This window comes from Caballeronia sp., from assembly GCF_049581465.1.
Taxonomy (GTDB): Bacteria; Pseudomonadota; Gammaproteobacteria; order Burkholderiales; family Burkholderiaceae; genus Caballeronia.
The window spans coordinates 1-6648 of record NZ_JBAUSA010000274.1 but is presented as its reverse complement, the minus strand read 5'-3'; the positions used below and the strand labels follow the sequence as shown (position 1 = coordinate 6648).

Below are 6648 nucleotides of genomic sequence, written 5' to 3'. Positions count from 1 at the left end.
GAATAGTCCCGCCCCGCTGCGAGCGAGCGTCACGCCTCCCAGCACATCGCCCGCGCTCGAATAGCCGCCCATGGTGAATCGCTCCACGTCGCTGCCATCAACCTTCAGCAACCATGGGATCTTGCGGCCGCTGCTTGGCAAGTCGAACTGGATGCACTCATGCCGGTCGAGGTCGTCGCAGGAAACCGGCGTTCCAGCACGTGCCAAATACGCCGGACTTGCCACAATCACTAGCTCCGCGTCCTCAAGCTTGCGCGCGATCAGGTTCGATTCGTCCGGCGCGCGCCCGCGTATCGCAAGATCGAAGCCTTCTTCCGCAAAATCGATATTGCGGTTGCTGATATGCACCTCCACGTGCACTTGCGGATTAAGCGCGCGAAACGCGGGCAGGATAGGCAGCACGCGATAGTGCGCGTAAGGCGTCGGCATGCTGATGCGCAGCGTGCCGGCGGGCGCCGATTGTTGCCCGGTCGCTTCGCGTTCTGCATCGATGAGTTGCGCGAGCGCTTCCCGACATCGCTCATGGTAGGAGCGGCCCGCGTCGGTCAGACGAATGCGCCGCGTCGTGCGCACGAATAGCTGCACCCCCAAGCGTTCCTCCAGGCGCGACACCGAGCGGCTCACGGCCGCTGGCGTGACCCCGGCAGCGTTCGCCGCGTCGGTGAAGCTCGTCAGTTCAGCCGCGTGACAAAATAGTTCGATGCTGCCAAGCAGGAGGTCGTCGAATTGCCGTTTGTTGTTCATGACGCCGCGTATCAAATAAGTGCCGCAGAAGGGTATCTGTCGACTGGTCGGACATAAGTATAGTCAGTCGCCGGGGAGCGGGATTGACGGATAGGCGTTCACAATAAAGTTGATGACACGGAATCTTCCGAACGCGCACACGATAAACTTAGGCACTCAGGCATGCGCTTAGTTAGCTACTCAGGCAGCCGCTACCGTGTCACCGAATGTGCGGTGATCCAAGTTGACAGGCGCGCGAATTTGAATGAATTTTCAGGGCTTGGCAAAGAGCTCAAGCGGAGTTGATCAGGGTACCCCGGTCCTTGCGGACCGATTTCGAGCGGTGTTTCTTCGACAGGAGGCTCAAGATGGCAGCGAAAAAAATCTTGTTTTTGACCGGTGATTTTGCCGAGGATTATGAAACCATGGTGCCTTTCCAGGCACTTCAAATGGTTGGCCATACGGTGCACGCCGTTTGCCCGGGCAAGAAAAGCGGAGACAAGATCAAGACCGCGATTCACGACTTCGAGGGCGACCAGACTTACACTGAAAAGCCGGGTCATCTATTCGCCCTGAACGCAAGCTTCGACGAAGTCGATGTCGGAAATTACGACGCGCTGATGATTGCTGGCGGACGGGCGCCCGAATACCTCCGGTTGAACAACCGGGTCGTCGAAATCGTCCAGCAGTTTGCCACGGCAGGCAAGCCGATTGCCGCGGTTTGCCACGGTGCCCAATTGCTTGCAGCGGCGGACGTGATACGTGGAAAACGGATCTCCGCGTATCCCGCCTGCGCGCCGGAAGTCCGCTTGGCCGGCGCCGACTATGCAGACATTGCAGTGGATAGTGCGGTCACCGACGGCAACTTCGTCACGGCTCCCGCATGGCCTGCCCATCCGCAATGGCTGGCGCAGTTTCTCCTGAAGCTTGGCACTGAAATCAAACTCTGATGTGCCTTACAACTTGCTTTCAGACCGACTCTCGCGGATCTCAATGGAGCGCCGCGAGGAGTCTCGCCTCTTCTATTCCGATTTGACTGAACGAGCTGCTTTACTGCTTAAGCCCTTACTGCTTAAGCGATAAGGCCCTGAGAATGCTGACGCCATTTGCGGAGTCACCTCGGTCCACCACGAACAGAATGCCGCGTGTCGAGTCCACGGCCACACCTCGGGCGTCGTGGAAATCGTTCGCAAGCGGAACAACCTTGCCGTCAGGCGTGATCTTGCAAACGGCCGTCGAATTGCACTTGGTGTAAAGAGCGCCGCTCGCATCGATTGCCAGCAGATCTGGCTGATCGATTTTAATGACCTTCGGGACCACGCCGCCCGCCCGATGATGATCGACAAGTGCGGAAAGGCTCACTTCAAGGATCATGTTGTTCGCCTGATCGGAGATAAAAACGTCATCTCCTTGCACCTCGATGCCTACTGGTTTTCCCAGTCCCGTCAGCAGATTATGTTCGCTCGCTTGATGCGTTGATTCGTCATAGATGATCAGGCTCACACCGCCGGACGGCGGCCCGCTCGCATTCTTTACAAACCAGCTTGAAAGTAGTTTTCCCCGGCCGATAGCGACCATGCCGAGTCTTCGCCGCGCTGGATCGGGGCCTTGCAGCGCAACGGCGGACCTGTCCTTATCGATGTCGAGCACAGCGCCCGTCTTGCCAAATCCAAACTGCGCGACCAGCAACGAGCCATCGTCCGTCACGATCAACTGACTTAGCGCATTTGGTTGCCCGGTGACCGGGGGAATCGTTGCGTACGGCACAAAATCCTTGCCGTTAGTCGATGAAAGTACGCCGTTGGTTTTATCGTCCGTGATGAAAATCGTGTTGTCGCTCGGGCGAATGGCGATACCGTTCGCGCGTGCGTCGACTTCCACACGCTGGGATGCGGCAGGGACTTGCGCGGTTCCGCAGCCAGGCAGGGTGATGACCGCTACGGCTGTCGCGGCGCAGGAGATTGCATATCGAACAAACCGAAGAGATGCCGGCGTAAAAAACATGACGTTTTCCTTGTCTGTTGCGGTTAGCGAGAACAGCCGGAGCGCGGCGTGGTCGATCTTGTGGAAGGTATGCGCACACTAGCATGCCTCGCACTTGGCTCTTGAGTTGGGTCTCGACACGGAAATAGACATGCTGGATATTCATACAACTTTGTATGTCCGTCGACAGCGGGGTGCGGGTAGGGTGAATGGGAACGGCACTGGTGGATGTGCTTCCCGGTGCTTCCCGGTTTGCATTTCGAAGAATGGAATCTTTAATTAAAGTACTGCGTCCACGCGTGATTTTCCTTCGTCCCAAACCCGAATCAGGTGCTCGCCCTGTGCTTCCCCTCGATGGCGGCACGACAGCCGGCACGTCGTATTGGGAGGCCGCCGCCGCTTTTAACAAACTGCACAAGGAGTGTTGTCATGCCGTACATCAGCATTCAGATAACGCGTGAAGGCGTTACGCGAGAACAGAAGGAGGAACTCATCAGGGGTGCGACGGATCTCGTCGTGCGCGTGCTGAATAAAGACCCGGCGGCCACCTTCGTGGTGATTGAAGAGGTCGATACCGACAACTGGGGCTTCGCCGGCGAATCGGTCACAGTGCTGCGCGCGAGGCAGAAGGCAGCTACCGGCCGAAGCTGACGCGGTGGACTGGCGCACGCGCCCGCCCCCCGATTCACGAAATCCGCACCGCGATAGTGGTGCTGGTGTTGCTCATGCGGCGCCGGGCTTGAACGTCATCGCGGCGCCGTTCATGCAATAACGCAGGCCCGTCGGTTTAGGGCCGTCGTCGAAGACATGCCCGAGATGGCCGCCGCATCGACGGCAGTGCACTTCGGTGCGCGATGTACCGAAAGAAAGGTCCTCATGAGTCGCGATCGCGTGGTCGAGCGGCGCCCAGAAGCTGGGCCAGCCCGTGTGGCTTTCAAACTTCGTGCGGGATGTGAAGACATCGAGCTGGCACCCGGCGCACGCGAACAGCCCGCTCCGGTGTTCACTGTTCAACGGGCTGCTGTACGGGCGCTCCGTGTCCGCCTCGCGCAATATCGCGTATTGCGTCGGGCTCAGGATTCGCCGCCATTCCTCGTCAGTGTGGACGACCTCGAATGTTTCGGGTGCAGCGCCCGCGGCGGGGCCGGTCGCGCCGCGCACGCGACGTTGGAAGAGCGCGAATACGCCGGCGACGGCAAGCGTGGTGCCAGCGAGAAAGAATCGGCGGCGGGATTGCATGGATATCTCCTGAACGGGGCGCGCGGGCATTTCTGCGGCGAGCAGACCGCGGTTGATCTACGGCACTAACCCGAGCGTTCTAATAGTGAACGCCATGTAATTCGAGAAATTCCCCTGCTGGGTTACACCGATCGAAAAATATATGAGGGCCAGTCGTCCGTGCTCATTTTTCGAACGACTAGCCGATGTACTCTTTTGCCCGACGATGCGCTGATGTCTTCGCGATCGAACAGAAAGACGGCGTGGGGACTGAGTGCGTCGACTACGCTTTGCTTGTCGAAAGCGGAATCAAACGGGCTGGGTTGCTCGTTCCATTCCTTCGCAAACCCGGCAGCGTCCCGCTCATAAGCGTTCAAAGTGGCCTCGTCCATCAAGCATCCTAAAGCACAGTTCGAGTCGATAATCATACCGTCATCCCTGTCTAAATCTCCCGGAAGAAGCCATGAGCATCAGCATCGTCCGACTAGGTTCCCCTCGCGCGCCTGACGAGGGCGTGCGCATCGGTACCGTTCGGCGACCGCCGCGTGGCGTACCCAAGACTGAGTTCGGTACGCGCGACTACTACGATGTCTGGCTGCCCAACCTGTCACCCAGCGCGGAGCTGGTGGCTCAGGCAAAGGCGGCGACGAGCGCCGCCGATTGGGCGGCTTTTGCGCGGAAATTCCGCACTGAGATGAACCATAGCGACGCCAGCAAGGTGCTGGACTTGCTGGCGGTGTTGTCAAAGACGACGCACTTTTCCGTCGGCTGCTACTGTGCAGACGAAAGTCGCTGCCATCGAAGCGTTCTTCGTCAACTACTGAACGAGCGAGGTGCCTTGATAAAGTGATTCGTCGGAGCGAGCTTGGAAACGGTGACGCATGTTAGCCGTCACAACCACTTGATTACCGGTCGATGATGCGCCGCCAGCTTATTGGGGCCCTTTGACGTACGCGAGCCAGGCCCCGAGCGAAAAATGGCAGACTTGTCCACGTGGAATGGTTTCGCGAACGCAGGCCAGGGAAATTATGATCATCGAAAAAAACCAGCACATGATACTTCGACCGCTCGAACGAAGTGACTTGCACTTCGTTCACGAGCTCAACAACAACGCGAAGATCATGCGTTATTGGTTCGAAGAGCCGTATGAAACGTTCTCGGAGCTATCGCAGCTCTATGATCGCCACGTGCACGATCTGCGGGAACGAAGGTTTGTCGCGGTCGACAAGTCGGGCACGACCATTGGGCTGACTGAACTGATCGAACTCGACTACATCCACAGGCGAGGCGAGTTCGTCATCATCATTGCGCCGGAAGCCCAGGGAAGAGGTTACGCGAGGGGGGCGACCGAGCTTGCGGCCGACTACGCGTTTTCGGTTCTCAACCTGCGCAAACTCTATCTCATCGTCGATGTCTCCAACGCGGCAGCGATCCATGTTTATGAGAAGTGCGGGTTCAAGCGCGAAGCGGAGTTGATTGAGGAATTTTTCGGCAACGGGGAGTACCACAACGTTTATCGGATGTGCATGTTCCAGCATGCCTTCCTTGCCCGTAAGCGCGCAGTGACTGAGTACCATCGCAACCCGGCTGTACTGGCATCCGGCGAACAAGCAGGCCACGGCGAGCTCTGAGTCGAGGTTTGAACCGGGGCTGGAAATAAGCGTTGCGCCAACTGTACCCCTCGAATTAGCGCTTTTCTGTGCGCCGCGCGAATTTTGGAACACAGTATTCTTCGGGCTATCGGCGGATTCGCCTCTCAGCTGCGCCAAGGCCATGAAGAAACCAGAAGCTCGTATTGAACCGTACACACACCCCGCCGCGGGCTGGGGCGCGCTCAAGTACGTTGCGCTCAACCTCCTCAAGGAGAAAGTGACGGGCGGAAACTATCGCACGTTGCTCGCCCAGAATCAGCCCGACGGCTTCGATTGCCCCGGTTGCGCGTGGCCGGATCGGCAGCATGCTTCGACCTTTGAGTTTTGTGAGAACGGCGTCAAGGCGGTAGCCGCCGAGGCGACCAGCAAACGGGTGATACCCTCTTTTTTTGAAGCGCACACCGTGTCGGAACTGATGGCTCAATCCGACTTCGAACTCGAACAGCATGGACGTCTCACCGACCCGCTCGTGTACGACGCCACGCGGGACCGCTATGTGCCGGTCTCGTGGGACGAGGCGTTTGAATTGGTCGCTGCGCACTTGAAGCGCCTCGACAACCCTGATCGTGCCGCCTTCTACACGTCCGGGCGTGCTAGCAATGAAGCGGCCTTTCTGTACCAGTTGTTCGTGCGCATGTTCGGCACCAACAATTTCCCCGATTGCTCGAACATGTGCCATGAAGCGACAAGTCGCGGCTTGCCGCACACCGTTGGCGTCGGCAAGGGAACGGTAACGCTTGACGATTTCGAACACGCCGACGTGCTCCTTCTGTTCGGCCAGAATCCCGCCACCAACCATCCGCGCATGCTTGGCGAATTGCGCGATTGTGCGAAGCGAGGGGCGACCATCGTGTCGATCAATCCGCTCAAGGAACGCGGGCTCGAACGCTTCGCGAGTCCCCAGCATCCGGTTGAGATGCTCACTATGGGCAGCACAAAAATCAGCTCCGTTTTCATCCGTCCAAAAATCGGCGGTGATTTTGCGCTGATCAAGGGTGTTGCCAAGCGCGTGATCGAACTCGATGACGCCGCATGCGCGTCAGGCGCAGCACGCGTGCTGGATGTTGATTTC

General features: G+C 58.4%; 8 protein-coding genes. 5 read left to right on the top strand and 3 right to left on the bottom strand.

The annotated features are described in order from the left end of the window. The coding region (locus WCA53_RS06805) for a LysR family transcriptional regulator (RefSeq protein WP_423907238.1) at window positions 1-744 on the bottom strand (744 nt) is incomplete at its 3' end. 347 nt (window positions 745-1091) lie between these two features. Between WCA53_RS06805 and WCA53_RS06800 the strand changes: the two genes are divergently transcribed. After that, window positions 1092-1673, top strand: coding sequence for a DJ-1/PfpI family protein (locus WCA53_RS06800; protein WP_423907236.1), 582 nt, complete (start codon window positions 1092-1094; stop codon window positions 1671-1673). A 115-nt stretch (window positions 1674-1788) separates the two neighbouring features. Here WCA53_RS06800 and WCA53_RS06795 read toward each other — a convergent pair whose 3' ends face one another. Then, window positions 1789-2727 (bottom strand): hypothetical protein, encoded by a 939-nt coding sequence (locus WCA53_RS06795; RefSeq protein ID WP_423907233.1) that lies wholly within the window; start codon window positions 2725-2727, stop codon window positions 1789-1791. A 408-nt stretch (window positions 2728-3135) separates the two neighbouring features. Between WCA53_RS06795 and WCA53_RS06790 the strand changes: the two genes are divergently transcribed. Next, window positions 3136-3357 carry a tautomerase family protein gene (locus WCA53_RS06790; protein WP_423907231.1) on the top strand — a complete coding sequence of 74 codons (222 nt, stop codon included), beginning with the start codon at window positions 3136-3138 and terminating at the stop codon, window positions 3355-3357. A 72-nt stretch (window positions 3358-3429) separates the two neighbouring features. Here WCA53_RS06790 and msrB read toward each other — a convergent pair whose 3' ends face one another. Further along, window positions 3430-3945: a peptide-methionine (R)-S-oxide reductase MsrB gene (gene msrB / locus WCA53_RS06785; RefSeq protein ID WP_423907228.1), complete on the bottom strand. Its 516-nt coding sequence runs from the start codon at window positions 3943-3945 to the stop codon at window positions 3430-3432. 442 nt (window positions 3946-4387) lie between these two features. Between msrB and WCA53_RS06780 the strand changes: the two genes are divergently transcribed. The 3 genes from WCA53_RS06780 to WCA53_RS06770 all read left to right on the top strand — a co-directional run. Then, window positions 4388-4774, top strand: coding sequence for a DUF488 domain-containing protein (locus WCA53_RS06780; protein WP_423907226.1), 387 nt, complete (start codon window positions 4388-4390; stop codon window positions 4772-4774). Window positions 4775-4952: 178 nt separating this feature from the next. Continuing rightward, on the top strand, window positions 4953-5555 hold the full coding sequence (gene speG, locus WCA53_RS06775) for a spermidine N1-acetyltransferase (RefSeq protein ID WP_423907224.1): 603 nt from the start codon (window positions 4953-4955) through the stop codon (window positions 5553-5555). Between the two features lie 142 nt (window positions 5556-5697). Beyond that, a partial coding sequence (locus tag WCA53_RS06770; protein ID WP_423907222.1) for a molybdopterin-dependent oxidoreductase occupies window positions 5698-6648 on the top strand: 951 nt, incomplete at its 3' end.

Bases quoted from the DNA above. Each gene is read 5' to 3' on its own strand.
- msrB (WP_423907228.1), bottom strand. From the start codon at position 3,945: ATGCAATCCCGCCGCCGATTCTTTCTCGCTGGCACCACGCTTGCCGTC.
- WCA53_RS06795 (WP_423907233.1), bottom strand. From the start codon at position 2,727: ATGTTTTTTACGCCGGCATCTCTTCGGTTTGTTCGATATGCAATCTCC.
- WCA53_RS06800 (WP_423907236.1), top strand. From the start codon at position 1,092: ATGGCAGCGAAAAAAATCTTGTTTTTGACCGGTGATTTTGCCGAGGAT.
- speG (WP_423907224.1), top strand. From the start codon at position 4,953: ATGATCATCGAAAAAAACCAGCACATGATACTTCGACCGCTCGAACGA.
- WCA53_RS06780 (WP_423907226.1), top strand. From the start codon at position 4,388: ATGAGCATCAGCATCGTCCGACTAGGTTCCCCTCGCGCGCCTGACGAG.
- WCA53_RS06790 (WP_423907231.1), top strand. From the start codon at position 3,136: ATGCCGTACATCAGCATTCAGATAACGCGTGAAGGCGTTACGCGAGAA.